Consider the following 22,765-nt stretch of genomic DNA (forward strand, 5'->3'; position numbering starts at 1 on the left):
GGTTCGTCACGCGTCGCGTGTTCCGGCCGCCGCGGAAATGGACCCTGCCTTGGAGACCCCTCCGGGTCTCCTCCGAAGGAGCTGGACACATGAGCCTGAAACGCAAGCTCGCGGTGGCACTGGCCGCCATGGGCATCACCCCGTTCTTCGTCGTGATGTCGGCGGGGACGGCGAGCGCGCACGGCTACATCTCGTCGCCGCCCAGCAGGCAAGCGATGTGCGCGCAGGGCCGAGTCTCCAACTGCGGCCCGATCGTCTACGAGCCGCAGAGCGTGGAAGGCCCGAAGGGCCAGCGCAACTGCCACGCCGGGTTGAGCCAGTTCGCCCAGCTCAACGACGACGGCCGGGCCTGGCCCACCACCCAGGTGGGCAACAGCGTGACGTTCAACTGGACGCTCACCGCCCGGCACGCCACCAGCACGTGGGAGTACTACGTCGGCGGCACCCGGATCGCCGAGTTCAACGACGGCGGCAGGCAGCCCGCGGCCACCGTGACGCACAACGTGAGCCTGGGCGGTCGCACCGGCCGGATCAAGCTGCTGGCCATCTGGAACATCGCCGACACGCCCATGGCGTTCTACTCGTGCGTCGACCTCCAGGTGGGCTCCGGTGGCGGCACACCGACCACCACGACCACGCCGACCACCACCACGCGGCCGACGACGACCACGACGCAGCCCCCCGCGGGTGGCACGTGGGCGGCCAACACCGCGTACTCGGTCGGTTCGCAGGTGACGTACGGCGGCGTGAACTACCGCTGCATCCAGGCCCACACGTCCCTCGTGGGCTGGGAGCCGCCGAACACCGCGTCCCTGTGGCAGCGGCTCTGAACCCCTGACGCAGAGCCGATGTGACCCGCCCGCGCCGACCCTGTGACGGCGCGGGCGGGCCGTCCGGCGAAGGAGGACGACCTTGCGACGCCTCGCAGCCCTGGTGGCCGGTGTGCTCGTGCTGGCCGGTTGCGGCTCCACCCCCGCGGCGACCCCGCCCCCCGCTCCGAGCGTGGTGGAGAGCGACGAGTTCAACCAGACCGACGTGATGTTCCTGCAGATGTCCGTGTCGCACCACAAGGCCGGGCTGGAGATCGTGCGCCTGGCCGAGGACGGCCCCGTGCGCGCGGAGGTGAAGACCCTGGCCGCGGCCATCGAGGTCACCCAGCTGTCCGAAGTGGACTCGATGACGAAGTGGCTGGCGGACTGGAAGCAGCCGGAGACCGCGGGCGACGACCCGCAGCTGCACGCCGGCCACGGCGGTGACCACTCCACCAGCCCGGAGGCCATCGCGGAAGTGGCCGCGACCGGTTCCGCCGAGTTCGAGAAGGCGTTCCTGAACCTGCTCATCGGCCACCAGCACAACGCGGTGGCGATGGCGAAGCTGGAGAAGGAGGGCGGCGTCAACCCGCAGGCGAAGGAGCTGGCGGAGCGGATCTTCCACTCCCGCACGGCGCAGATCGCGCAGATGCTCGGCTACCTCGGCTAGTGCCATGACCGGCGGCCTTCGCCGCGACGGTCCCGTCCGACCGCCGGGACGCGGTGGAGGCCGCCGGTCACGGCGCTACAGGTCGAGCCCGAGGCCGCTGGTGAAGCGACGGTGCTCGCCCGTCACCGGATCGGTGAACTCGAGCACCTTCGCCAGCAACTGCAGCGGCTCGGTGAAGTCGTCCAAGGGCTTCTCGCGCAGGACGGGGTAGAAGTCGTCGTGGCGGATCGGCACGCCGAGCGACGCCATGTGCAGGCGGAGCTGGTGCGTGCGGCCGGTGAGGGGCACGAGCCGGTACCGGCCCCAGCCGTCGCGGTGCTCGACCAGCTCGACCCGCGTCTCGGCGTTCGGCGGGCCGGGCACCTCCTGCGCGGTGATCACGCCCTTGACCTTGACGATCCGGCTGCTGACGGTCCTCGGCAGCGTCAACGCCGGGTCGTGCGGCGCGATGGCCTCGTACTCCTTGCGCACCGCCCGGTCGGCGAACAAGGTCTGGTACTTGCCGCGCAAGGTCGGTTCGACCACGAACATGACCAACCCGGCGGTCACGCGGTCCAGCCGGTGCGCCGGGCTCAGGCGCGGCAGCCCGAGGTCGCGGCGCAGCCGGACGAGCGCGGTCTCGACCACGTGCTTGCCGCGCGGGATGGTGGCCAGGAAGTGCGGCTTGTCGACCACGAGGATGGCGTCGTCGCGGTGCACGACCTGGATCTCGAACGGCACCGCCACCTCGTCGGGCAGGTCGCGGTGGAACCACACCGCGCCGCCGGGCGTGAACGCGGCGTCCGGCGCGATGGGCCCGGCGAGGTCGTAGACGCGGCCTTCGGCGAGCATCAGGTCGATCCGCTCGGGCGCGACCTTGGGCAACCGCTCGACCAGGTGATCGCGAACGGTCGCCCACGGCCCCTCGTCGGGGAACCGCAGGCGTGCCGGGTCGAGGCCGTGGCGCTGGTCGAGCGGCGGCCGGAGCTTGCGCCTCATCGTCACGCAGCGTACGCCGGGGCCCTCGCGTCCGAGGCCGTGGGCGCGGCGAACCCCTTGACGATCAGCAGCACGCCCAGCGCGATCTCGAACAGGCCGCCCGGGACGGAGAGCGCCACGCCGACGCCGTACCCGAGGACTTCGAGGACCGCGCCCAGCAGGAAGACGGCGTAGCCGACCACGCCCCACACCGCGATGGCGCGGGGGACCAGGCGGGCGCGGAGCAGGACCCGGCAGAACAGCACGCCCACCGCGCCCACGGCCATCATCGCGACCTGGTAGCTGTAGTGGTTGCCCGCCGGCACCGGTTCCGGCAGCAGCAGGAAGACGACGCCGACGGCCAGCAACGCCGCCTCCACCGCCCGGCCGACCAGGTACGCGTGCGCGGTGAGTTCGCTGTGCGGGCGCAGCACCGGGAACGCCAGCACGCCGATGCCGGCCACGACGGCGGAGTTCGCCAGCATGAGCAGCGCTCCGGCTGAACCCGACGCCGTGCCGGCCAGGGCGCTGCCGACGCCGTACGCGAGGAACGCCAGCAGGAACAGCGCTCCGATGGCCCGTCCGGTGGTTCTCGATGACATGGGTCTTCCCTTCGACCGCGCTGGCCTTACTAAGTAAGGCGGACGGTACCGTACAAAGTACGAACCTGTCACCACGGGAGGTCGGCAGTGCCGAAGGGCGCACCGCTCAGCAGGGACCGCGTGCTGCGCGCCGCCGTCGCGATCGCCGACGCGGGCGGCATCGGGGCGTTGACCATGCGGTCGCTCGCCGACGCGCTCGAGGTCAAGCCGATGTCGGTCTACCACCACGTGGCGAACAAGGACGAGATCCTCGACGGCATCGTGGACCTGGTCTTCAGCCGGATGGAGCTGCCCACGCCCGGCGGCGACTGGCGGCGGGAGATGGTCAAGCGGGCGAATTCCGCGCGGGAGGTGCTCGGACGCCACCCCTGGGCGGTCGGGCTCCTGGAGTCGCGGACCGCGCCCGGTCCGGCGACACTGCGGCACCACGACGCGACCATCGGCACCCTGCGCCACGCCGGCTTCACCGTCGCGCACACCGCGCACGCCCACGCCCTGATGGACAGCTACGTGTACGGGTTCGCCGTGCAGGAGGCCGCGCTCCCGTTCCACGGACCAGATTCCGCCACCGAGGTGACGGGGGACATCATGCGGCGCTTCGCGGCGGGCGAGTACCCGCACCTCGTGGAGATGGCGACCGAGCACGTCCTGCGGCCCGGCTACGACTTCGCCGACGAGTTCGCGTTCGGGCTGGGCGTGATCCTCGACGCGATGGCCGGCTGGCTCAGTCCAGGCTCGTGAACTCGACCTGGTACCCCAGCGCGCCGAACATGCCGGTCAGCATCTTGCGGGTGTTGTCGTCGGCCCGCCGCACCAGCCCGGACTCCCGCGCCGCGTCCGCGATCTTCTGCTCCGCCGCCACGTAGAACGGTTGCTGGTCCTGGGTTTCCACCAACGACGCCAGCCGGTCGAACAGCCCGCGCTCCTGCGCGAACACGTAGCACCGCTCCTGGTCCAGGTTCGGCTTGTCCAGCACCGCCCCCGGCAACGCCAGCTGCACCTTGCGCGCCTCGCCGGACGCGGTCGTCGGCGCGACCCGCAGCGCGTCCTCGGCCAGCCCGCCGAAGTCGACGTAAGCGTTCACCGTCCCGGCCGCGACGAACAGCGTCCGCTGCCCGGCCAACGCCGAGGGCACGTACCGGACGTCGCGCTCGATGTCGAGCACGACCTGGAACTCGCCCGCCGACGCGTGGTACTGGCTCAAGTCCCGCAACGACTGAAGCAACGCGGGCTGGCTGCGGTCGATCGTGTCCGAGCCCGTCAGGAACCGGGGCACCACCAACACCGCCGCCACCAGGACCCCGACCACCACCAGCACCGCCGCCGCCACACCGATGCGCCATTTCATGCCGCCGGAGTACCCCGGCGCGCTACCAGGGAATCCGCTTCCCGTCGCGGAAGAACCCGCCGGTCGGCCCGTCGTCGGGCACCGTCGCCGCCCACACCACGCCGGCCGCGCCCTGCGCCACGGGCCGCCCGCCGGCGCCGCCCATGTCCGTGGCGACCCACCCCGGGCACACCGCGTTGACCTTCATCGCGGGCAGCTCCGCGGCCAACATCAAGGTCAGCGCGTTCAACGCGGCCTTCGAGGTGCCGTGGGCCGGTGTCCCGCCGCCCATCGACGCCAACGACGCGGCCTCGCTCGACACGTTCACCACCCGCGCGTGCCGGGCCGCCCGCAGCAGCGGCAGCAGGGCCAGGACCACCCGCCACGGCCCGTGGAAGTTGGTCTCCATGGCCTCCCGGACGACCCCCAGATCGGCGGACGACGCACGCTGCCAGGTGTCGTAGTGGATGGCCGCGTTGTTCACCAGCACGTCCAGCCGCCCGTGCCGGGTGGTCAGGTGCGCCGCCGGCGCGGCCACCGACGCGTCGGCGGTCACGTCCAGCCGGTGGTGCTCGACGCCCAGCCGTTCGGCCGCCGACCTGGCCTTCTCCGAGTCACGCGCGGTCAGCACCACGACGTGGCCGAGCGCGGCCGGCTGACGGCACACCTCCAGCCCGATGCCCCGGTTCCCGCCCGTCACGACCGCCACCGGCGCGTCCGCCATGCCCGTCCTCCCCGAGTCGTGCCACCCGGACATTCTCCCTGGTCGACCGGCGGTCCGGCCGATGAGGTTCGATGGTGGGGAGGAGCCGGGCGAACGAGGGGTGACCGCCGTGTACGAGACGTTGAAGAAGATCCTCGTCGACACGTTGAAGGTCGAGCCGGAGCAGATCACCCCGGACGCGACCAAGGACGACCTCGACCTGGACTCGCTCGCGTTCGTGGAGCTGTCGATGGTGCTCGGCAAGGAGCACGGCCTGCACATCAGCGATGACGAGCTGTTCGACATGGAGACCGTCGGCGACATCGTGGCGCTGATGGAGGAGCGCGCCGGTGACCGGCCTTGACATCGCGGTGACCGGGCTCGGCCTCGTCACGCCGGGCGGTGTCGGCGTGGAGGCGGGCTGGGCGGCGGTGCGGGCGGGCCGTTCGACCGCCGCGCACGACCCGGTGCTCGCGGGCCACGAGGTGACGATCTCGTGCCGCGTCCCCGACTTCGACGCCGACGCGCTGCTCGGTGCGCGGCGGGCCGTGCGGCTCGACCGGTTCTCCAGGTTGGCGCTGGTCGCGGCACGGGAGGCGGTCGCCGGGGAAGACCTCGCCACCTGGGACGCGGCGCGGGTCGGCGTGGTGATCGGCACGTCGGCGGGTGGCGCCGAGACGTTCGAACGGCAGCACGGCGTGCTGCTCGCCGACGGCCCGACCGGGGTGTCGCCCCTGGTACTGCCCATGCACCTGCCGAACATGGTCGCGGGCCAGGTCGCGATCGAGTTCGGCTTCCGCGGGCCGAACCTGGTGGTGTCGACGGCGTGCGCGTCCGGGGCAACCGCGATCGGCGTCGCGTGCGACCTGCTCGCCGCGCGGCGGTGCGACGTGGTGCTGGCCGGCGGGGTCGACGCCCTGCTCACCCCGTTGACCATGGCGGGTTTCGCCCGGATGGGCGCGCTGTCGCGACGGGACGACCCGGCGACGGCGTCGCGGCCGTTCGACGTGGGCCGGGACGGGTTCGTGGCGGGTGAGGGCGCGGCGGTGCTGGTGCTGCGGCGCGCGGAGGACGCGCGGGCCGACGGGCGGCGGGTGCGGGCGCGGGTCGTCGGGTACGGCGCGACCGCCGACGCGCACCACATCACCAACCCGGACCCCGAGGGGCGGGGCGTGATCGCGGCGACGAAGGCGGCGCTGGCGGACGCGGGCGCGTCACCGGCGGACGTCGGCCACGTCAACGCGCACGGCACGTCCACGCAGCTCAACGACCTGGTGGAGGGGCGCGTGCTGGCGGACCTGCTGCCGTCGGGGCCGCTGGTGACGTCGACCAAGGGCGTGACCGGGCACATGCTCGGCGCGGCCGGCGCGGCGGAGGCGGTGTTCACCGTGCTCTCGGTCGAGCAGGGCGTCGTGCCGCCGACCGCCAACCTGGCGACCCTCGACCCCCGGCTGGACCTCGACGTGGCGACCTCCGTCGTGCCGAGGGGGATCGACCTGGCGTTGAGCAACTCGTTCGGGTTCGGCGGGCAGAACGCGGTGCTGGCCATCGCGAAGGCGTGAGCGGGGGAGGACGATGACCTACCGCGGTGCGGTGATCCTCGGGGTCGGCGCGAGCCTGCCGGCGCGGGTCGTCACCAACGACGACCTGGCCGCCCGCCTGGACACCTCGGACGAGTGGATCCGGTCGCGCACCGGCATCGGCGCGCGGAGGTGGGTGGAGCCGGGCACGTCCACGTCGGACCTGGCCGTCGACGCGGGCGCGCGGGCCCTGCGCTCCGCCGGGACGTCCACTGTGGACGCGGTGATCGTCGCGACGACCACCCCGGACCGGTCGTGCCCGGCGATCGCGCCGGACGTCGCGGCCCGGCTGGGCCTGATCGGCGTGCCCGCGCACGACGTGGCCGCCGTGTGCACCGGCTTCCTGTACGGCCTGGCGAACGCGGTCGGCCTGATCGCGAGCGGCGCGGCGCGGACCGTGCTGCTGATCGCCGCCGAGACGTTCTCCACCATCCTCGACCCGGACGACCGCGGCACGGCGGTGATCTTCGGTGACGGCGCGGGCGCGGTCGTCGTGGGCGAAGGCGAGGGCGAGGGCGAGGGCATGATCGGTCCGTGCGTGCTCGGCAGCGACGGCGCCGGCGCCGACCTCATCCAGGTGCCGGCGGGCGAGCGCCACTTCCGGATGAGCGGCAAGGAGGTGTTCCGGCAGGCGGTCGAGCGGATGTCGGACGTCGCGCTGGACGCGCTGGCCCGCGCCGGCCTCGGCCCGGACGACGTCGACCACCTCGCGCCGCACCAGGCGAACCGGCGCATCTGCGACGCCGTCGCGCGCCGACTCGGCCTCGACGAGGCCAAGGTGCTGACGGACCTCGACGCGGTCGGCAACACGGCCGCCGCGTCGATCCCCGTGCTGCTGGCCGACGCCGCCGCGGCCGGTCGGCTCGAGGCGGGCGACCGGGTGCTCACCGTGGCCTTCGGCGGCGGCCTGACCTGGGGTGCGGCCACGCTGGTGTGGCCGGACGTGACCGCGGACTTCGGTGTCCTGGGGGATCGGTGACCGGCTACCTCGCGTCCCCCGTGGAAGTGCTGGAACGGTCCGGTACGACCGTTGTCGCGCGCATGGCGGTCGCGCCGGACGACCCCGTGCTCGCGGGCCACTTCCCCGGGTTCCCGATCTTCCCCGGCACGGCGGTCGTGGAGTTCGCGCACCGCGCGGCGACCGCGTCGGGCGCGGTGCGGCTCGCGGCGGTCGAGTCGGCCCGGTTCGTGCGGCCCACGTTCCCCGGCACGACGTTGACCGTGCGCCTGACGTGGGACGACGCGGGGCGGAGGTGCGCGGCGGTGGTGAGCGACGACGACGGCGTGGTCGCGCGGATCAAGCTGCGGTACGAGGCGTGATGACCTCCTCCGAGATCCTCCGACTCCTGCCGCACCGGTACCCGGTGCTGCTGGTGGACCGGGTGGTGGACGTGGTGCCGGGCGAGTCGCTGACCGCGCTCAAGGCGGTCAGCGCCAACGAGCCCTGGCACACCGGTTCCGGTGACTTCCCGTCGACGCTGCTGGTGGAGTCGTGGTGCCAGGCGGCCGTGCTGCTGGCGTCGTGGGACGAGCCGGGCACCGGTCGGGTGGTGCTGTTCGGCGCGCTCGCGGACGTGGAGTTCCACCGGCCGGTCGCGCCGGGCTGCGTGGTCCGGCACTCGGTGCGCGTCCTGGACGCCCGCGGCGACACGGTGGCGTTCACGGGGGAGTCGGAGGCCGACGGGCACGTCGTGATGACGGTCGGCCGGGTCGTCACGACCGCCCGTGCCGCCGCTAGCCTGGATTCCTGACCGTGGGGGGTGCGATGCGGTTCGTGCACGGCGGGTTCGGGCCGGACGCGGTGGCGTACGAGCAGGCGTACGCCGAGCAACGGCGGCTGCACGCGCTGCGCGTCGCGGACGAGATCACCGACGTCTGCGTGCTCCAGGAGCACCTGCCCGTCTACACGGCGGGCAAGCGCACCAAGGCCACCGCGTTCCCGACCGACGACGTCCCGGTGCTGACCGTGGACCGCGGCGGCGAGATCACCTGGCACGGTCCCGGCCAGCTCGTCGGCTACCCCGTGGTGAAGCTGCCGGTGCCGCTCGACTCCGTCGGCCACGTCCGCAGGCTGGAGGACGCGCTGATCGGCACGTGCGCCGAGTTCGGCGTGGTGACGGCGCGGCTGGCCGGGCGCAGCGGCGTGTGGGTGCTCGGCGACCGGCCGCCCGCGCCGGACGTGCCGCCGTCGGCCGCCCGCGCGCGCGGGCAGCACCGCAAGATCGCCGCGATCGGCGTGCGCATCGAGCGGTGCACCAGCCTGCACGGGTTCGGCCTCAACTGCGACCCCGACCTGACGCCGTTCGACCGGATCGTGCCGTGCGGCATCGAGGACGCCGGCGTCACCTCGTTGTCCGCCGAACTCGGCCGTCGGGTCACGCCCGCCGACGTGGCGCCGGTGGTCGAGCGCCACCTGACGAGGGTGTTCGCGACCGATCGCCGGTGACGGCCCGCTGACCGGGTCGCAGGTCGTCCCATCGCCGTGGGGACGTCGAGCAGCGGAAACGGTCCACGGCACCGCTCGGGGCGTTGGCACGGTGGCACGGGTGGAGCCGGACGGTCACCCCGGCAGGAAGCGGGCCACCGTGCGGGCGATGCCGGCGGCGTCCAGGTCGTGCATGCGCAGGATGTCGGCCCGCGAGCCGTGCGGGAGGAAGCCGTCGGGCAGGCCGAGGATCCGGATCCGGCGGCTCAGCCCCGCCTCGCGCAGCGCGCCCGCGACGGCCTCGCCGACCCCGCCGCCGCGCACGCCGTCCTCCACGCACACCACCACCCGGTGCTCGGCGGCCAACGCCACCACCGCCGGGTCGACCGGTGTCACCCAGCGCGGGTCGCACACCGTCACGCCGACGCCCTCGCCGGCGAGCGCCACGGCGGCGGCCACCCCGTCGGACGCGAGCCCGCCGACGGTCACCAGAAGCACGTCCCGGCGGGACGACCGGTGCAGCACGTCCAGCCGGCCGAGCCGGTCCACGGCGGGGACGTCCGCGCCGATCGCGCCCGCGGGGAAGCGGACCGCGGTCGGCCCGTCGTCGGCGACCGCCTCGTCCAGCAGCTCGCGCAGCCGGGCGCCGTCGCGGGGCGCGGCCACCCGCATCCCGGGCACGACGCGCAGCAGCGCCAGGTCCCAGGCGCCGTGGTCGCTCGGGCCGTCCTCGCCGGTCACCCCGGCCCGGTCGAGCACGAACGTCACCGGCAGGCGGTGCAGCGCGACGTCCATCAGCACCTGGTCCGCCGCCCTGGTCAGGAACGTCGAGCACAGGGCCACCAACGGCCGCAGCCCGCCCATGGCCAGGCCCGCCGCGCACGTGACGGCGTGCTGCTCGGCGATCCCGGTGTCGAGCACGCGGTCGGGGAACGCCTCGGCGAACGCGGTCAGCCCGGTCGGGTGCGACATGGCCGCGGTCAGGCACACCAGGTCGGGGTGCCGGTCGGCGAGCGCCGGCAGGTGCCGCCCGAACACCGACGTCCAGCCCGGGCCCCGGGAGGCCGACGGCGCGGGCACGACGTGCAGGTGGTCCACCGGGTCGTCCTCCGCCGGCGGGTGGCCCCGGCCCTTCTCGGTCACGCAGTGCACGACGACCGGGCGCCGCAACGCCTTCGCGGCGGTCAGCGCCTCTTCCACCTGCACGACGTCGTGCCCGTCGACCGGGCCGAGGTAGCGCAACCCGAAGGAGGCGAACACGTTGCCGCCCGCGCCCGCGCGCAGGGCGGCGAGGTGCGCGCCCACCGCGCCGGCGGTCGGCGCGTAGGACCGGCCGTTGTCGTTGAGCACCACCACGACCGGGTGGTCGACACCGCCGAGGTTGTTCAACGCCTCCCACGCCATGCCGCCGGTGAGCGCGCCGTCGCCGACGACCGCCACCACGTGCCGGTCGTGCTCGCCGCGCAGCCGCGCCGCCCGCGCCAGACCGTCCGCATAGGACAGTGCGGTGGACGCGTGGGAGTTCTCCACCAGGTCGTGCGGCGATTCCTCCCGGCTGGGGTAGCCGGACAGACCGCCCTCGCGGCGCAGGTCGACGAACGCGTCCGCCCGGCCGGTGAGCATCTTGTGCACGTAGGACTGGTGCCCGCTGTCGAACACGATCCGGTCGTGCGGCGAGCGGAACACCCGGTGCAGCGCCAGCGTCAGCTCGACGACGCCGAGGTTCGACCCGAGGTGCCCACCCGTGCGGCCAACCGCCTCGACCAGGCGTGCCCGGAGCTCGCGCGCCAGCTCGTCCAGCGCGCCGCCCGCCAGGCCGCGCGGGTCGGCCGGACCGGTGCACCGGCGCGCCGGTGCTCGGACAGCTCGGTGCAGGGTGTCGGTCATCAGGCCACTCCATGCGGTGTGAAAGCCCTTGCGGCAAGGTGGGGTGAGGCGAACGTGCCGCACCCGGCCGGCCGGGACAAGCGGGCCGACGCGTTTCACGCGAACGAGATCGCGGGCGCCACACGGACGTGTGCGCGTCGTCCCCGGATTCGGGGAAGCGGCCCGCCTGCATGGCGTCGTGACCCCGTCAGCCGTGGTGGAGACGCCGGAGGCGACCCCGCCGACCACGCGGAACGCGATTGGGCGCACCTGCCGCGCCCCGTCAGCGCCGTGCCCCGTGGACGCCGTGCCCGAAACACCGGAAACGCCGTGCCGGTGGACGTCACGCCCGCCGAGCGGCACGTGAGCCGGCGCGGTCCGGGCGAGTAGCGTCGGCCGGGTGAGGCCGCTGGTGCTGCTGGACGTCGACGGGCCGCTGCACCCGTTCGCCGCCCGCACCCCGCCGGACGGGTACGTGGAGCACCGGTGGCGGCTGTCCCGGTGGGGTCGGGCGGTGCAGCGGGCCTGGCTGAACCCGGCGCACGGGCCGGCGTTGCTGGAGCTGGCCCGGCGGACCGGCGCGGAGTTGGCCTGGGCCACGACGTGGGAGCACCGGGCCAACACGACGGTCGGCCCGGCGCTCGGCCTGCCACCGTTGCCGGTGGTCGGGGTGCGTGCCTACGAGGGCAAGGCGGACTGGAAGTTCGGCGCGGTCGGCCGGTTCGCCAGGGACCGGCCGCTGGCCTGGCTGGACGACGACTTCGACCTGTTCCCGACCGCGCGCCGCGCGTTCCTGGACCGCCGCCGCGACCCGACCGCCCTGATCGCGGTCGACCCCGCCACCGGCATCACGGCCGACCACCTGGCCGCCGTGGCGGCGGCCCTGGGCTCCTAGCGCAGGGTGCGGTCGAAGAAGGACACCACGTGCCGGCGCACGGTCCGCACCGCGACGGCCGGGTCGAGCGTGCCGACCATCGCCCCGCGTCCGGCGTCGTCCACCAAGCCCGCGGCGTGCAGTTGCGGCACCGTGGCGGCGAAGTCGGTCAACGTCCAGTGGTTGGCGTCGGCGATCACGTGCTGCCGGGCGTGGCCGTGCGCGAGCATCGCCGACCACGCGCGCCGGTAGCGGTCGTTCTGGAAGCCCTCCGTGCCGAGCAGCAGCAACGGCCGGTCCACCCCGTGCCGGGCGACGGGCAGGAGCTCGCCGTCCTGGCCGGGCTGCTCCGGGTGGTAGTCCAGGAAGCCCTCCATGTTGATCGCCGCGTCGATCCGGCGGCCCCGGTCGGAGTACATCGCCTCGGCCGCGATCGTGCCGCCCAGGCCTTGGCCGTACATGCCCACCCGGCGCAGGTCGAGGGCACGGCCGAGGTCCCTCGGGAGCGCACGGCCCTCGGCGTCGGGGTTGCCGCCCGCCGCCAGGACCTCCAGCCGGTCGAGCACGAGGTCCGTGTCCGCGAGCCGGGTGGCGATCACCGCCCGGTAGAGCCGCGGGTCCACGCTGGGGATGCCGGGCAGGCCCACCGGCCGCGGCCCGGACGGCAGGTCGACGGTGAAGGTCTCGCCGGGGTGGTCGATCGTCACCACGACGTAGCCGCGGCTCGCCAGCTCCTCGGCGGTGTTCACGCCGAACGCGCGCGGCTCCACCAGCCCGGGGCTGTAGAGCACGACCGGTCGGCGGACGGGGCGCGCGGGCGCGTCCACGTGCGAGTGGGTGAGGGTGGCGCCCCAGTCCACACCGCTCCTCGGCAGGTGCGGGAACCCCCACGGCACGTACGACGGGAAGGCCGCCGCCGCGCCCGGCGTCAGCTGCGGCGCGACCGGGTGGTCGCGGACGTCCAGCGCCGGGTAGTGCACCGAGGCCATCACCTCACGGGGTCGGCCGTCGGCGGACCACGGGTCCGGCCGCTCGGCGTCGACCAGGTGCAGCGCGGTCACGCCGACGCGGTGCGGACCGGTCGGCGCGGGCAGGCTCGAGGTCAGGCCCGGTTCCGCATCGGCGACGCCGGTCAGCGTCGTGGTGAGGACGGCGAGGGCGGTTATGGACGCACTTGTCCTGATGAACATGTCTCCCCCTGGTCATTCGGCTGACAATGCCGCGTACATGCGGGCCACGTAGTCCCACAGGCCGTCGCCGAGGTCGTCCACCGGCTGACCCGGCAGCACGTCCCGCAGCACGCCGCGCCCGTTCTCTCGGAAGAACGCGCCCATCGAGCTCAGGATCTCCCGGTCGCCGGCGGCGAAGGTCTCGCCGACGTCGACCAGGCGTCGAGCGGTCCGGCGGACCTCCGGGTCGTCCACCGGGTCGCCCGCGCGGTAGTGCCCGACCACCTTCGCGAGCACGTCGGGCCACTCCTCGTCGAGCCTCTTCCGGGCGTCCGGGCCGACCTCGAAGGCGTGCCGGTCCAGGAAGTCGCGTTGTTCCCGGGTGAGGCGCCCGTCGAAGATCGTGGTGCTGCCCAACAACGCGAGGAGCCGGTCCGGGTCCGGTCGGGTCGGTCCGCTCAGCTGGGCGAGCAGCCCTCTCGTCTGGCGGCGCAACGCGTTGAGCCGCCAGACCTGCTCGTCCAGCTGTTCCAGGTGCCCGGCGAGCACCCGGGTGAGCGGTCCGGGGTCGGCCGCGCCGGTCAGCACGCCGCCGATCTCCTCCAGCGACATGCCGAGCTGCCGCAGCAGCCGGATCTGGTAGAGGCGGTGCAGGTCGGCCTCGGTGTAGCGCCGGTGGCCGGCGGGCGTGCGCTCGCTCGGCCGCAGCAGGCCCAGCTCGTCGTAGTGGTGCAGCGTCCGCACCGTCATCCCGGCCACCTTGGCCAGCGCGCCGACGCTCCACCGCGGCTGGTCGAGGCCCCCCTCAGCGCTCATGGCACGACCCTAGAACCTCACGTGGCGTCAGGTTCAAGTCTGTTTCCCGGTCGGGACAACGACGTCCTACCATGGCGTGAATTTCTACCAGGTGGTAGAAATCTGTGCGGGAGCGCTTCCACACACGCCCGACGCCGACGTCAGGAGCCCGTGATGAGCAGAACGTCCGTGCAGCTGTACTCCGTCCGCGACGCGTTCGCGGCCGACCCCGGCGACACCCTGCGGCGACTGGCCGCGATCGGCTTCACCCACGTCGAGCCCTACGGCGTCCTGGAGAACGCCGACGTGCTGCGCACCGCGCTGCCCGAGCACGGCCTCACCGCGCCGACCGCGCACGCGCAGCTCATCGGCGCCGACCAGCACGCCGTCTTCGCTGCTGCGGCCGAGTGCGGCATCGAGGTCGTGATCGACCCGTACGTGGACGCCGAGCGGTGGCAGGACCCCGCGGGCATCGCCGCCACCGCGTCCGCGCTCAACGCCGCCGCCCGGGTCGCCGCCGGTCACGGCGTCCGCGTCGGCTACCACAACCACTGGTGGGAACTGGCGTCCCGGATCGACGGCCGCAGCGCGTTCGAGGTGCTGGCCGACGGGCTCGACCCCGAGGTGGTGCTGGAGGTCGACACCTACTGGGCGACGGTCGGCGGCGAGGACGCGCCCGCGCTGCTGCGCCGCCTCGGTGGTCGGGTGCACGCGATCCACGTCAAGGACGGCGGTCTCGCGCAGGACGCGTCGGGCCAGGTCCCTGCCGGTCAGGGGCGCGTGCCGGTGGCGGACGTGCTGGCCGCGGCGCCGCAGGCGTTGCGCGTGGTCGAGTTCGACGCCTACGACGGCGACGTGTTCGCCGGTCTCGCCGAGAGCCACGCGTTCCTCGCCGAGGTCGCGGCGTGAGCGCCCCGGTCGGCGTCGGGGTCGTCGGCACGGGCGTGATCAGCGAGGAGTACCTGCGCAACCTGACCGCGTTCCCGGACCTGCGGGTGGTGGCCGTCGCCGACCTCGACCCGGAACGGGCGGCTGCGCGGGCGGTCGCGCACGGCGTGCCGCGATCGTCCACTGTGGACGATCTGCTGGCCGACCCGGACATCTCGATCGTGGTCAACCTGACCGTGCCGGCCGCGCACGTCCCGGTCGGCCTGGCCGCGATCGAGGCCGGGAAGCACGTGTGGGTGGAGAAACCGCTCGGGCTCGACCTGCGCAGCGCGCGTGACCTGCTCGACCGGGCGGCGCGGCGGGGTCTGCGGGTCGCGTGCGCGCCCGACACCCTGCTCGGCGCCGGGTGGCAGACCGCGCGCCGGGCCGTCGACCGCGGTCTGATCGGCGAGCCGCGCACGGCGCTCGCCCTGTTCCAGACGCCGGGTCCGGAGAGCTGGCACCCCGCGCCGGAGTTCCTGTTCCAGGCGGGCGGCGGGCCGTTGCTCGACATGGGTCCGTACTACCTGACCGGGCTGGTGCACCTGCTCGGCCCGATCCGCCGGGTCACCGCCGCGGGCAGCCGGGCGCGGGACACGCGGGTGATCGGGTCCGGGCCGCGGGCGGGCGTCGAGTTCGAGGTGACCGTGCCGACCACGGTGACCGCGCTGGTCGAGTTCGAGCGCGGCGGGACGGCGCAGGCGGTGTTCAGCTTCGACTCGGCGTTGTCGCGCACGGGTTTCGTGGAGGTCGCCGGCACGCTGGGCACGGCCGTGCTGCCCGACCCGAACGGTTTCGGCGGCACGACCGCGTTGCACCTGTTCGGTGGTGTGCAAACGCTTGCGCCGCAAGGGCACTCGGCGTCGCGCGGCACGGGCGTGCTGGAGCTGGCGCGGGCGATCCGGGCAGGTGTTCCGGAACGCGCGTCCGGCGAACTCGCCCACCACGTGCTGGACGCGATGCTGGCGATGGAGGAGTCCATCGCCCTCGGGCGTCCGGTGGACGTCGGCAGCACGGTCGAGCCGCCGCCCGCGCTGCCGGTCGACTGGGACCCGAACGTCCTCAGTCCAGCGGGACGGTGAGCAGGCTGCCCAGGTAGAACCGCAGCGAGCCGACCAGGTCGACCTCGTCCGGCGTGGTCAGCCACTGGACCTGCAAGCCGTCCATCAACGCGATGAAGGCCAGCGCCGCCGCCGCCGGGTCGACGCCCGCGCGCAGCTCGCCCCGGTCCGCGAGGGCCTGGAACGAGCCGACCACGCCCTCGCGCGCCGCCCGGTAGTGGCGGACGAAGTAGTCGTGCGCCGGGTGGTCCGCGGCGATGGCCTCGGCGGCCAGGCGCGAGTAGAGGTCGACGATGCCGGGGTGGCGGACGTTGTGCTCGGCCAGGGCGAGGAAGTGGCGCAGGACGTCGACGCCGGGGGTGGCCTGCAGCTGCTCCCGCTCGGCGTCCTCCGCGTCACGGCGTTCCAGCACGGCGGCGAGCAGCGCTTCCTTGGTGGGGAAGTAGTACAGCAGCCCGGCGTGCGTGATCCCGGCGCGCTTGGCGATCTCGCGCAGCGACGACCCGTGGTAGCCGGCCTCCCCGTACACCGCGACCGCCGCCGTGATGATGTCCTCGCGGCGGATCCGGCCCTTCAGGTAACCGCCGGTCCCGGGGCCCGCCGTCGTCTCGCGCACGCGGACATCATGCCCCACGGCCCCGCCGGTGGCGCGTCTCGCCGAGGCGCGCCACCGGGCGATCGGATCAGGCTTCGGCGCAAGGCGCCGCAGGAGGGCAAGGAACCGCGGCGCTCCGGCCCACGTCGTGGTTCCGACCGCGCGGGTGGGAAGACGTCGTCGCAGCAACGGGACCTCCTGCGGGGAGCGACGAGCTCCGGCGCGGCGGTGCCGGGTTCACGTCAGCGGCTGCGGGGTCCACGTCCTGAGCCGTCCGGCCGCCAGCTCGGCGAACCTGCCGGTGCGCGGGTTGTGCGCGATCGGCGTGAAGCCCTCGACCACGCCCGTCCGCGCGCCGTCCGCGGGGTCCCAGACCTCGAGCCCCGCCGGCGTGCCGACGTAGAGCAGGCCGTCGTGCCCCCACATCCGCCCGACCGGACCGGCGAACGCCGTCACCCGCCGCGCGTCCACGACGTCGTGCACCTCGACCCCCGCCACCGCCGGCCGGTCCCACCGGTCGATCGGCTGCAGCACCGCGGTGCGCTCGTCCAGCCACGCCATCGGCACGTCCCACGTCGCCCGTGCGGCCAGCTGCCTGCCGTGCTCGGTCGCGTGCACGTCACCGCCCAGCCACGCCGCCACGTCGTGCACGACCGCCACCCCGTCCGGGCTCCACACCCAGCCGTCGTCCAGCAGCCACCGCCCCGAAGGGTCGAGGAGCAGCGCGCCGTGGAAGTAGTCCAGGTAGTGCTCGGGCTTCGGGTCGTCGCCCGACCACGTCGTCACCCGGTCGGTGAGCAGCCGGCCGGAGGCGAGGTCGAACGCGTCGAGCCGGTTCCAGTCGGTCGCGGCGACGACGACCGCGTCCCGGTCCGTGCCGACGAACGCCACGGGGAAGGACGTGTGGCGGTAGCGGTAGTCGCCGCGGTCCAGGGTCAGCACCGGCGTGCCGGTGACGAGGTCGAGCACCACGCCGTGCCGGCCGAAGTCGGTCACCACCGCCGCGTGCCGCCCGTCCGGCGAGGTGTGCACCGCCGGGCGCGGCTGGTCGGCCGGCCAGGAATCCGGCGGCTCGACCGGCAGCGACACCGGCGCGACGAACGTCGTCCCGGTCCCGTCGACCCGCACCAACCCGGCCTCGGCGAGCACCAGCCAACCACCGGGCAACGCGGCCACGCACCACGCGTTCAGCGGCTCGACCGGGCAGTCCGCCGTCGTCCACGTGCCACCGGGATCGGCGTCGCGGCGGCGGACCTCCGGCTGCCCGATCCAGTCGACGAGGTCGCTGTGGTCCTCCACCCGCTCCACGCACCCGACGCACAGCACGATCAACGACGGGTCGTCCCGCTCCGCGCACGCCTCGCACAGCCGGTCGTACGCCATGCCGACCCCGGTGAACCGCCCGTAGTGGTCAGGGGGTCGTTCGGCGACGAGGTGCGCGCAGCCGCGGGCCCCGGAGTCATGCGCGGCATGCCCGCACGGCAGCACGTCCACCGGCCCATTGTGGACCACCTGTCGGACCAGGGCGGCGGCGTTGGCGGACCGTGCACCTGGACGCCTGGGTCATCGGCCATTCGGGCATGACTTTCGTCTGGAATCAGCAAAAGTCTTGCCAACTTCGGCTGGGCCTGAACAGAATTGCGCTCGATCCGGTTGTGAGCTGGACCACAGAGCCATCGTCCGCGAAGCCCAGCGTTGTGCGACCGACGTGTGTTCCGCCACGTCCGCGTCGAGGAACTGCCCGATGACCGAAGCCGCGCCTCCACCGAAGCCCGGTGACCGCTCCCAGCTGATCGAGGAGTCACCCATGCCGTCCCGCCGCACGTTCCTCAGCACCGCCCTCGCCACCGGCGCGGTGGTCGCCCTGCCCTCCGGCGCGTCCGCCGCCGACCACCCGTGCCGTCGGGTGCCGAAGGAGTCGATCAGCATCCAGCTCTACACCTTGCGCGGCATCATGGGCGACGACCCGGAGCCGGTGCTGTCGGCGTTGGCCGACATCGGTTACCGCAAGGTCGAGCTGGCCGGCACGTACGGCCGCAGCGCCGCGGAGTTCGCCGCCGTGCTGCGGCGGTGCGGGCTGCGGGCGACGTCCAGCCACGCCGGCATCGACGGCGACCTCGACCAGCTGATCGCCGACGCGCGCACGCTCGGGCACAAGTACGTGGTGGTGCCGTGGGTGGACTCCCCGACGTTGGCGGAGTGGCGGGCGTTCGCCACGCGGTTGGAGGCGGCGGGGGACAAGGTGCGGCGCGCCGGGTTGAGCCTCGGCTACCACAACCACGCGCACGAGTTCGCGGAGGTGGAGGGCGTGCGGCCGTTCGACGTGATCACGGCGGGCACGACGCGGCGCAACGTGCACCTGGAACTGGACCTGTACTGGGCGGTGGCCGGCGGGGTCGACCCGGTCGCGGTGCACCGGGCGAACTTCCCGCGCGTGCGGCAGTTCCACGTGAAGGACCGGGCGGCCGACGGGTCCTTCGCCGACCTCGGCACGGGCACGATCGACTTCGCGGCCATCTTCCGGGCCGCGAACGTGACCGAGTACATCGTGGAGAACGACCAGCCGCGCGACGCCCTCGTCACCGCGCGGGTCGGTTACGACTACTTGGTGAACCTTCGGTTCTGAGGGCGGCCCGCTTGCAGGTGACGACGGGCAACCGCCAAGATGCGCGCGTGACGCCGCACGATGCCCAGCCGGAATCGGCGCGTGACGTGGCCGAGTTCGTGGCGATGTTGCGGGAGCTCAAGGAGAAGTCGGGGTTGACCCTGCGCGGCCTGGAGGAGAGCGCGGCGGCGCAGGGGGAGGTGCTGGCCCGCAGCACGGCCGCGGACATGCTGCGCCGGGACAGCCTGCCCCGCGCGGAACTGCTGACCGCGTACGTGAAGGCGTGCGGGGTCGAGCAGGCGGAGCCGTGGTTGCGCGCCCGTGAGCGGCTGGCCACGGGCGTGGCGGCCGCGGTGCCCGAAACGCCGGCTCGTCCCGCGTGGCGCCGCCGGTGGACGGTGCCGGCCGCCGTCGTGGTGCTGGCGCTCGTGGCCGCAGCGGTGGTGTTCCGGGGTGACGTGCCGACCCCGCCGGACGCGGTGGCGATCGACCCGACCACCGGGCCGAAGCCCGACCTGCTGCCGCTGGTGTCCGCCGGCAGCTGGGCGAGCATCCACGCGGCGGACGCGCCCGACCTGTGCCTGACCGAGGGCCGTGACAGCACCAAGCGCTACGAGCCCGCGGTCGCGGCGCTGCGGCCGTGCGGCGATCCCGGGCCGCGGGTGTTCCTCCAACCGGTGGGCGCCGAGTTCACCACCATCAAGTGGGAGCACCCGGTGGACAAGGCGATCGGGTGCCTGACCGTGCGGCGCGACGAACCGGCGCTGCACCTGCTCGAACCGTGGAACCACTGCGCCGACGACAACGCCGACCAGCTGTTCCGCGTGGAGCAGGCCGGTCCCGGTCGGTACCGCTTCCGCTCGGCGGGTGGTACGGCGTGCGTCGGTCTGCGCGGTGGCACGGTCCGGGAAGGCGCGGAGGCGATCCGCGAACCGTGCGCCGACGAACCGGATCAGGAGTTCACCGTCGACTTCACCCCCGCAGAGCGCTGATCCGGCGGGTGGGGTGGCGGCGTTCCGCGTGTCGGATCGCCCTCCGTCGGCTCGATGGTGCGGTCGACGCGGATCAGCAGCGGGGTGATCTTCCTCAAAGCCGCTCGGTGAAATGGGCCCGGCCGGCCGGGATGGCACGCGCGCGCAATTCCCGACCTCGTGTTTGCGTTCGGGTGACAAGAATTCGCAGGGTGCTTGACCTGCGGGAACCCGTCACGCAATGGTTCGGCGGTATTCGCCCGAGCTCGACGAGGAGCAGCCAATGCGATTGCACCGGGGGTGGGCCGTCGCGCTCACCGCGGTCCTGACGGCGGCCGGCACGACCGACGCCGTCGCCCAGATCTCGTACACCGGACCGAGCTCCGCGCCGGCCAACGGCGACGTGCTGCGGTCCGAACCCGCCGACTTCTTCCTCGACCCGGTCAAGCTGCTTCGCGCGCCCGCCACCGTGCACCGGATCCTGTACCGCAGCACGGACACGCACGACCGCCCGATCGACGTCAGCGGCACCGTGCTCACGCCGCACGTGCCGTGGTCCGGCCCCGGTCCGCGCCCGGTCGTGGGGTACGCGCCGGGCACGCAGGGCGTCGGCGACGACTGCGCGCCGTCCCGGCAGCTGGCGATGGGCAGCGAGTACGAGGGCCCGTTCCTGGCGGGTCTGCTCACCCGCGGCTACGGCGTCGTCGTGACCGACTACGAAGGTCTGGGCACGCCCGGGATGCACACCTACGTCAACCGCGCCGCCGAGGGGCACGCCGTGCTGGACGCGATCCGCGCCGCCCAACGGCTGCCGGAGGCGAACCTGCCGGACGACGGGCCGGTGGCCGTCGCCGGGTACTCGCAGGGCGGCGGCGCGGCGGCGGCGGCCGTCGAGCTGTACGCCGGGTACGCGCCGGAGCTGGAGTTGAAGGGCGCGTACGCGGGCGCGCCGCCCGCCGACCTCGGCGCGGTGGCGCGGAACCTGGACGGCCACTACGCCGCCGGGTTCCTGGGCTACTCGCTGCTGAGCCTCGACGCGGCGTACCCCGAGCTGGACGTCCCCGGCGTGCTGAACGACGCCGGCCGGACGCTGCTGGCGCAGGTGGCGCGCCAGTGCACCGCCGAGGCGCTCCTCGCGCACGCGTTCCGCAAGTCGGTCGACCTCACCGCGGACGGTCGGCCGCTGGCCGCGTACCTGGACGAGGAGCCGTACCGGTCGCGGGTGGAGCAGCAGCGGATCGGCGTGCGCAAGCCGGGTGCGCCGGTGCTCGTGATCCACAGCGCGTTGGACGACATCGTGCCCTACGCGCAGGGCGCGGAGATGGTGCGCCGGTGGTGCGCCCTGGGTGCGAACGTCAGGTTCAGCACGTCGCTCGTGCCGACGCACGCGGCCGGCATGGTCGCGGCCTACCCGGAGGCCTTCGCCTGGCTGGAGGCCCGCTTCGCCGGCGTGCCCGCGCGCGGCACCTGCTGAGCGTCGCGCGCCCGGCGGAGCAACCGGCGGGCGCGCAACGCGATCTCCAGCGTCAAGCGCTCGTCGGGGTCGGCCAGCCGGTCGCCCAGCAGCTCCTCCAACTGGTGCATCCGGTACCGGACGGTCTGCGGGTGCACGTCGAGCCGGTTGGCGATCTCGCCGATGCCGCCGCGCGTCTCCAACCACGCCAGCAACGTCGTCTCCAGCCGTTCCCGCTGCTTCACCGTCAGACCGTGGAACGCCGCCAGCGCCCGCCGGCTGAGCTGGCCCACCAGGAACTCGTCCGACAGCAACGCCAACGTCGCCAGGTGGTCGTCGCACCACGTCACCGGCGCGGCGGGCAGCAGACCGCGCCGCACGAACCCCAGCGCCCGCCGCGCGCACGCCAACGACTGCCGCGCCTCGGCCAACGGCACCGTCGGACCCACCGCGGCGCGCCGCCCGCGCAGCTCCGGCTGCGACCGCCCCTCGGGGTTGGCCACCACCAGGCACGGCGTGGAGCTCTCCAGGTCCACCAGCACGTCACGGCCCAGCGTCACCGACGGGAGCTGGTGCTGGTCCTCCCGGTACTCCAGCGCCACCACCGCGACCCGTTCCGGCAACGGCCAGTCGGTCGTGCCCGCCAGGTCCGCGAGCGACCTCGGCGACGGCGGCTGCTCGGCCAGCACCAGCTTGAGCAGCTGGCGCCGCCTGCGCTCCAACGCGCCGCTGGCGTTGGCCTGCGCCTCCGAGTAGCCCTCGATGGCCACCCGGCACAGCTCGTCCACCCACGCGAAGATCGCGTCGGCCACCACGAACAGGGTGTCGGTGGACACGCCCACCGCGCGGCCGTGCTCGCTCAGGTGCCGCCACACGACCCGCGCGCCGACCCGCACCGCGGTCTGCAGCGAGTCCATCGTGCGGCCTTCGAGGTACTCCATCCGCCCGCTGTAGCGCAGCACGGCCTGCCAGTCGGTCTGCGCCGCGTCCGGGTTGGCGATGTTGTCGAAGCACTTCACGATCGCCATCTCGACCGCGCCGACCAGCACCTCGCGGAACTTGCCCTCCAGCGGCTGCGCGTACGCGGGCACGGTCCGGCGGATCTCCCGCACCACGTCCCGCACCAGGACGCCCGACAGCGGCGCCATCTTCTCCGCCAGCTCGCCCGGGATGGTCGACCACAGCTGCCGCGCCGCGCTGTAGGTCCGCGGTCGCGCCACCCCGCCGTTCAGTGAGATCGTCATGCCGCCTCCGCCTTGCGCGAAGCACCGCCCTGGGACTTCGCCCGGCTGACCATAAAATCATCCGCGACGGCGTGTCAAACATTCTTTCGGGAACCGAGCTGCGTTCACTCTTTCGAGTGATGACACTTGTTG

General features: G+C 73.7%; 25 protein-coding genes. 15 read left to right on the forward strand and 10 right to left on the reverse strand.

Annotated elements, in window-relative coordinates; genetic code table 11:
• Positions 1 to 89 precede the first annotated feature (89 nt).
• Complete coding sequence (locus tag AB0H12_RS33950) at positions 90 to 830, forward strand: lytic polysaccharide monooxygenase (RefSeq protein ID WP_499628492.1); 741 nt, start codon at positions 90 to 92, stop codon at positions 828 to 830.
• An 82-nt stretch (positions 831 to 912) separates the two neighbouring features.
• On the forward strand, positions 913 to 1,479 hold the full coding sequence (locus AB0H12_RS33955) for a DUF305 domain-containing protein (protein WP_499628493.1): 567 nt from the start codon (positions 913 to 915) through the stop codon (positions 1,477 to 1,479).
• A 75-nt stretch (positions 1,480 to 1,554) separates the two neighbouring features.
• Here AB0H12_RS33955 and AB0H12_RS33960 read toward each other — a convergent pair whose 3' ends face one another.
• Positions 1,555 to 2,457, reverse strand: coding sequence for an RluA family pseudouridine synthase (locus tag AB0H12_RS33960; RefSeq protein ID WP_499628494.1), 903 nt, complete (start codon positions 2,455 to 2,457; stop codon positions 1,555 to 1,557).
• 2 nt (positions 2,458 to 2,459) lie between these two features.
• Entirely contained in the window at positions 2,460 to 3,038 is a 579-nt protein-coding gene (locus AB0H12_RS33965; RefSeq protein ID WP_499628495.1) for a DUF4386 domain-containing protein, read from the reverse strand.
• Positions 3,039 to 3,125: 87 nt separating this feature from the next.
• Between AB0H12_RS33965 and AB0H12_RS33970 the strand changes: the two genes are divergently transcribed.
• Positions 3,126 to 3,779, forward strand: a complete 654-nt coding sequence (locus AB0H12_RS33970; protein ID WP_499628496.1) for a TetR/AcrR family transcriptional regulator — start codon at positions 3,126 to 3,128, stop codon at positions 3,777 to 3,779.
• Here AB0H12_RS33970 and AB0H12_RS33975 read toward each other — a convergent pair.
• A complete protein-coding gene (locus AB0H12_RS33975; protein ID WP_499628497.1) occupies positions 3,763 to 4,386 on the reverse strand; it encodes a DUF4230 domain-containing protein in 624 nt (207 codons plus the stop codon). The genes AB0H12_RS33970 and AB0H12_RS33975 overlap by 17 nt on opposite strands.
• A gap of 22 nt (positions 4,387 to 4,408) precedes the next feature.
• A complete protein-coding gene (locus AB0H12_RS33980; protein ID WP_499628498.1) occupies positions 4,409 to 5,089 on the reverse strand; it encodes an SDR family NAD(P)-dependent oxidoreductase in 681 nt (226 codons plus the stop codon).
• Positions 5,090 to 5,150: 61 nt separating this feature from the next.
• Between AB0H12_RS33980 and AB0H12_RS33985 the strand changes: the two genes are divergently transcribed.
• Genes AB0H12_RS33985 through lipB form a run of 6 tightly spaced genes read left to right on the forward strand, consistent with a single transcriptional unit; the run spans position 5,151 to position 9,094 of the window.
• Positions 5,151 to 5,432, forward strand: coding sequence for an acyl carrier protein (locus AB0H12_RS33985; protein WP_499628499.1), 282 nt, complete (start codon positions 5,151 to 5,153; stop codon positions 5,430 to 5,432).
• Positions 5,419 to 6,630: a beta-ketoacyl-[acyl-carrier-protein] synthase family protein gene (locus AB0H12_RS33990; RefSeq protein ID WP_499628500.1), complete on the forward strand. Its 1,212-nt coding sequence runs from the start codon at positions 5,419 to 5,421 to the stop codon at positions 6,628 to 6,630. The genes AB0H12_RS33985 and AB0H12_RS33990 overlap by 14 nt, the downstream gene beginning before the upstream one ends.
• Positions 6,631 to 6,643: 13 nt before the next feature.
• The gene (locus tag AB0H12_RS33995; RefSeq protein WP_499628501.1) at positions 6,644 to 7,627 is read left to right on the forward strand and encodes a beta-ketoacyl-ACP synthase III; all 984 of its coding nucleotides are present in this window, start codon (positions 6,644 to 6,646) and stop codon (positions 7,625 to 7,627) included.
• Positions 7,624 to 7,968, forward strand: a complete 345-nt coding sequence (locus AB0H12_RS34000) for a 3-hydroxyacyl-ACP dehydratase FabZ family protein (protein WP_499628502.1) — start codon at positions 7,624 to 7,626, stop codon at positions 7,966 to 7,968. The genes AB0H12_RS33995 and AB0H12_RS34000 overlap by 4 nt, the downstream gene beginning before the upstream one ends.
• Positions 7,968 to 8,399, forward strand: coding sequence for a 3-hydroxyacyl-ACP dehydratase FabZ family protein (locus AB0H12_RS34005; protein WP_499628503.1), 432 nt, complete (start codon positions 7,968 to 7,970; stop codon positions 8,397 to 8,399). Before AB0H12_RS34000 ends, AB0H12_RS34005 begins: the two co-directional genes overlap by 1 nt.
• Positions 8,400 to 8,413: 14 nt before the next feature.
• Positions 8,414 to 9,094 (forward strand): lipoyl(octanoyl) transferase LipB, encoded by a 681-nt coding sequence (gene lipB / locus AB0H12_RS34010; RefSeq protein WP_499628504.1) that lies wholly within the window; start codon positions 8,414 to 8,416, stop codon positions 9,092 to 9,094.
• A 114-nt stretch (positions 9,095 to 9,208) separates the two neighbouring features.
• On the opposite strand, the gene AB0H12_RS34015 is transcribed toward lipB, so the two are convergent.
• Positions 9,209 to 10,960: a 1-deoxy-D-xylulose-5-phosphate synthase gene (locus AB0H12_RS34015; RefSeq protein ID WP_499628505.1), complete on the reverse strand. Its 1,752-nt coding sequence runs from the start codon at positions 10,958 to 10,960 to the stop codon at positions 9,209 to 9,211.
• A 379-nt stretch (positions 10,961 to 11,339) separates the two neighbouring features.
• Between AB0H12_RS34015 and AB0H12_RS34020 the strand changes: the two genes are divergently transcribed.
• Positions 11,340 to 11,834, forward strand: coding sequence for an HAD domain-containing protein (locus AB0H12_RS34020; protein ID WP_499628506.1), 495 nt, complete (start codon positions 11,340 to 11,342; stop codon positions 11,832 to 11,834).
• On the opposite strand, the gene AB0H12_RS34025 is transcribed toward AB0H12_RS34020, so the two are convergent.
• A complete protein-coding gene (locus tag AB0H12_RS34025) occupies positions 11,831 to 13,003 on the reverse strand; it encodes an alpha/beta hydrolase (protein ID WP_499628507.1) in 1,173 nt (390 codons plus the stop codon). The genes AB0H12_RS34020 and AB0H12_RS34025 overlap by 4 nt on opposite strands.
• 12 nt (positions 13,004 to 13,015) lie before the next feature.
• The gene (locus tag AB0H12_RS34030) at positions 13,016 to 13,798 is read right to left on the reverse strand and encodes a MerR family transcriptional regulator (protein ID WP_499628508.1); all 783 of its coding nucleotides are present in this window, start codon (positions 13,796 to 13,798) and stop codon (positions 13,016 to 13,018) included.
• A 153-nt stretch (positions 13,799 to 13,951) separates the two neighbouring features.
• On the opposite strand from AB0H12_RS34030, the gene AB0H12_RS34035 reads away from it, so the two are divergent.
• Positions 13,952 to 14,686 carry a sugar phosphate isomerase/epimerase family protein gene (locus AB0H12_RS34035; RefSeq protein WP_499628509.1) on the forward strand — a complete coding sequence of 245 codons (735 nt, stop codon included), beginning with the start codon at positions 13,952 to 13,954 and terminating at the stop codon, positions 14,684 to 14,686.
• A complete protein-coding gene (locus AB0H12_RS34040) occupies positions 14,683 to 15,786 on the forward strand; it encodes a Gfo/Idh/MocA family protein (protein WP_499628510.1) in 1,104 nt (367 codons plus the stop codon). Before AB0H12_RS34035 ends, AB0H12_RS34040 begins: the two co-directional genes overlap by 4 nt.
• On the opposite strand, the gene AB0H12_RS34045 is transcribed toward AB0H12_RS34040, so the two are convergent.
• Complete coding sequence (locus tag AB0H12_RS34045; protein ID WP_499628511.1) at positions 15,767 to 16,381, reverse strand: TetR/AcrR family transcriptional regulator; 615 nt, start codon at positions 16,379 to 16,381, stop codon at positions 15,767 to 15,769. The genes AB0H12_RS34040 and AB0H12_RS34045 overlap by 20 nt on opposite strands.
• A 216-nt stretch (positions 16,382 to 16,597) precedes the next feature.
• Positions 16,598 to 17,854, reverse strand: a complete 1,257-nt coding sequence (locus tag AB0H12_RS34050) for a hypothetical protein (RefSeq protein WP_499628512.1) — start codon at positions 17,852 to 17,854, stop codon at positions 16,598 to 16,600.
• A gap of 313 nt (positions 17,855 to 18,167) precedes the next feature.
• On the opposite strand from AB0H12_RS34050, the gene AB0H12_RS34055 reads away from it, so the two are divergent.
• The 3 genes from AB0H12_RS34055 (at position 18,168) to AB0H12_RS34065 (ending at position 21,410) form a co-directional block, all read left to right on the forward strand.
• Positions 18,168 to 18,986: a sugar phosphate isomerase/epimerase family protein gene (locus AB0H12_RS34055; RefSeq protein ID WP_499628566.1), complete on the forward strand. Its 819-nt coding sequence runs from the start codon at positions 18,168 to 18,170 to the stop codon at positions 18,984 to 18,986.
• A gap of 47 nt (positions 18,987 to 19,033) precedes the next feature.
• On the forward strand, positions 19,034 to 19,957 hold the full coding sequence (locus AB0H12_RS34060; RefSeq protein ID WP_499628513.1) for an RICIN domain-containing protein: 924 nt from the start codon (positions 19,034 to 19,036) through the stop codon (positions 19,955 to 19,957).
• A gap of 262 nt (positions 19,958 to 20,219) precedes the next feature.
• Positions 20,220 to 21,410, forward strand: coding sequence for a lipase family protein (locus AB0H12_RS34065; protein WP_499628514.1), 1,191 nt, complete (start codon positions 20,220 to 20,222; stop codon positions 21,408 to 21,410).
• On the opposite strand, the gene AB0H12_RS34070 is transcribed toward AB0H12_RS34065, so the two are convergent.
• Positions 21,344 to 22,633 carry a PucR family transcriptional regulator gene (locus tag AB0H12_RS34070; RefSeq protein WP_499628515.1) on the reverse strand — a complete coding sequence of 430 codons (1,290 nt, stop codon included), beginning with the start codon at positions 22,631 to 22,633 and terminating at the stop codon, positions 21,344 to 21,346. The genes AB0H12_RS34065 and AB0H12_RS34070 overlap by 67 nt on opposite strands.
• Between the last annotated feature and the right edge of the window lie 132 nt (positions 22,634 to 22,765).

The sequence above is a fragment of the Actinosynnema sp. NPDC023794 genome, from assembly GCF_040639675.1.
Lineage (GTDB): Bacteria > Actinomycetota > Actinomycetes > Mycobacteriales > Pseudonocardiaceae > Actinosynnema > Actinosynnema luteola.

What these genes read in the sequence shown, in the direction of transcription:
- AB0H12_RS33975 (WP_499628497.1), bottom strand. Translation starts at nt 4,386, where the DNA reads ATGAAATGGCGCATCGGTGTGGCGGCGGCGGTGCTGGTGGTGGTCGGG.
- AB0H12_RS34005 (WP_499628503.1), top strand. Translation starts at nt 7,968, where the DNA reads ATGACCTCCTCCGAGATCCTCCGACTCCTGCCGCACCGGTACCCGGTG.
- AB0H12_RS33985 (WP_499628499.1), top strand. Translation starts at nt 5,151, where the DNA reads ATGAGGTTCGATGGTGGGGAGGAGCCGGGCGAACGAGGGGTGACCGCC.
- AB0H12_RS34070 (WP_499628515.1), bottom strand. Translation starts at nt 22,633, where the DNA reads ATGACGATCTCACTGAACGGCGGGGTGGCGCGACCGCGGACCTACAGC.
- AB0H12_RS34015 (WP_499628505.1), bottom strand. Translation starts at nt 10,960, where the DNA reads ATGACCGACACCCTGCACCGAGCTGTCCGAGCACCGGCGCGCCGGTGC.
- AB0H12_RS33995 (WP_499628501.1), top strand. Translation starts at nt 6,644, where the DNA reads ATGACCTACCGCGGTGCGGTGATCCTCGGGGTCGGCGCGAGCCTGCCG.
- AB0H12_RS34025 (WP_499628507.1), bottom strand. Translation starts at nt 13,003, where the DNA reads ATGTTCATCAGGACAAGTGCGTCCATAACCGCCCTCGCCGTCCTCACC.
- AB0H12_RS34035 (WP_499628509.1), top strand. Translation starts at nt 13,952, where the DNA reads ATGAGCAGAACGTCCGTGCAGCTGTACTCCGTCCGCGACGCGTTCGCG.
- AB0H12_RS34055 (WP_499628566.1), top strand. Translation starts at nt 18,168, where the DNA reads ATGCCGTCCCGCCGCACGTTCCTCAGCACCGCCCTCGCCACCGGCGCG.
- lipB (WP_499628504.1), top strand. Translation starts at nt 8,414, where the DNA reads ATGCGGTTCGTGCACGGCGGGTTCGGGCCGGACGCGGTGGCGTACGAG.
- AB0H12_RS34030 (WP_499628508.1), bottom strand. Translation starts at nt 13,798, where the DNA reads ATGAGCGCTGAGGGGGGCCTCGACCAGCCGCGGTGGAGCGTCGGCGCG.
- AB0H12_RS34065 (WP_499628514.1), top strand. Translation starts at nt 20,220, where the DNA reads ATGCGATTGCACCGGGGGTGGGCCGTCGCGCTCACCGCGGTCCTGACG.
- AB0H12_RS33950 (WP_499628492.1), top strand. Translation starts at nt 90, where the DNA reads ATGAGCCTGAAACGCAAGCTCGCGGTGGCACTGGCCGCCATGGGCATC.
- AB0H12_RS33965 (WP_499628495.1), bottom strand. Translation starts at nt 3,038, where the DNA reads ATGTCATCGAGAACCACCGGACGGGCCATCGGAGCGCTGTTCCTGCTG.
- AB0H12_RS33980 (WP_499628498.1), bottom strand. Translation starts at nt 5,089, where the DNA reads ATGGCGGACGCGCCGGTGGCGGTCGTGACGGGCGGGAACCGGGGCATC.
- AB0H12_RS33960 (WP_499628494.1), bottom strand. Translation starts at nt 2,457, where the DNA reads ATGAGGCGCAAGCTCCGGCCGCCGCTCGACCAGCGCCACGGCCTCGAC.